The sequence below is a fragment of the Falsiroseomonas sp. E2-1-a20 genome (assembly GCF_051433195.1).
Classification (GTDB): Bacteria; Pseudomonadota; Alphaproteobacteria; order Acetobacterales; family Acetobacteraceae; genus Falsiroseomonas.
On the sequence record NZ_JBHMFT010000152.1, the window covers coordinates 1 to 1,340 of the forward strand.

Sequence of the window (1,340 nt, forward strand, 5' to 3'; positions counted from 1 at the left end):
GCTTGTTGAGGTGGACGGCCCCACGGCATCGCGGTGTGCCAGTGTTTGGCTGTTGAGACTCAAACAGGGAGCCGTCCGATGGCATTCAAGCGGATTGCTGTTGATACGTCCAAGGCCGTGTTCACGGTTCACGGGATCGATGAGGCGGACTGTGCCGTGCTGCGGCGCGACCTGTCGCGTGCCCGGTTCGAAGCTTTTGTGGCCTCGATCGAGCCCACGGAGTTTGTGCTGGAGGCCAGCGGCGGTGCCCACCACTGGGGGCGGATGCTCGAGGCGCGCGGACATCGGGTCCGGTTGATCCCGCCGCAATACGTCAAGCCCTTCGTCCGGCGCGGCAAGAACGATCGCGCCGACGCCCAGGCGATCTGCGAGGCGGCCGGGCGACCGGGAATGAGCGTCGTTCCCGTGCGCTCGCTGGAGCGCCAGGCGCAGGCCATGGTATTACGCGTCCGGGAACGACTGGTGCTGCAGCGGACCCAGCTCATCAACTCGCTCAGAGGCCATGCCACGGAATTCGGCATCGTTGTGGCCAAGGGCAGCAGCCGCGTCCCCGAACTGTTGGAGCGCCTCAAGGCAGACGATGGTGTTCCGCCTGCGGCAATCCGTGAAATGGAACGCCTCGGGCGGTGCATTGCGGTGCTCGACGACGAGATCTCGATCCTGGACCGGGAGCTGGCGGAGGCTGCCAAGGTGCACGAAGTGGCGCGGCGGCTGACCGGTGTGCCCGGCATCGGGCCAATCAGCGCTATGACGCTGGTGCTCACGTTGGAGCCCGCCCAGTTCGAAAGCGGCCGCCACATGGCTGCGTGGCTTGGATTGGTGCCGCGCGAGCACTCCTCAGGCGGCAAACAGCGGCTCGGCCGCATCAGCAAGGCGGGCCACTCGAGGATCCGCCAGCTGCTCGTCCTTGGCGCAACCACGGCCATCCGGCATGCCCGGACGGGCAGCCGGAACGGCTCACCGTGGTTGCTGGCATTGCTGGGGCGTAAGCCGCGCAAGCTCGCGGCCATCGCCCTGGCCAACAAGATGGCCCGCATCGTGTGGGCCATGATGGAGCGCGGAACAGCTTATCGCCCGCCTGCGGCGATGGCCTGATCGCGCTCCGGTGCCGAGAGGGAAGGGCAACGACGCAAGATGACGATCGGTCGGACCGACGAGCGGGAACACGCCGCGTGATTCAACGGCTTTCCGAAGCCGCCAGCTTGTCTGGCGCCCGCTCGCGGACCTCATCTGGGCCAGCGGTCATCGGCCGCACCAACAGGCCGGACACATGACCGCATCCAGACCTCGTCATCCGCGTCCGAACCCTTGTCTCAAAGGGGCCGTCCACACATGAATCA

General features: G+C 66.6%; 1 protein-coding gene. It reads left to right on the plus strand.

Annotated features, from left to right (window positions below; all coding sequences use genetic code 11):
- Positions 1 to 78 precede the first annotated feature (78 nt).
- Positions 79 to 1,095 carry an IS110 family transposase gene (locus ACFHPP_RS31045; protein WP_437167083.1) on the plus strand — a complete coding sequence of 339 codons (1,017 nt, stop codon included), beginning with the start codon at positions 79 to 81 and terminating at the stop codon, positions 1,093 to 1,095.
- The last annotated feature ends 245 nt before the right edge of the window (positions 1,096 to 1,340 follow it).

Excerpts from the sequence above, each read along its gene's own strand:
- ACFHPP_RS31045 (WP_437167083.1), top strand. The coding sequence starts at position 79 with ATGGCATTCAAGCGGATTGCTGTTGATACGTCCAAGGCCGTGTTCACG.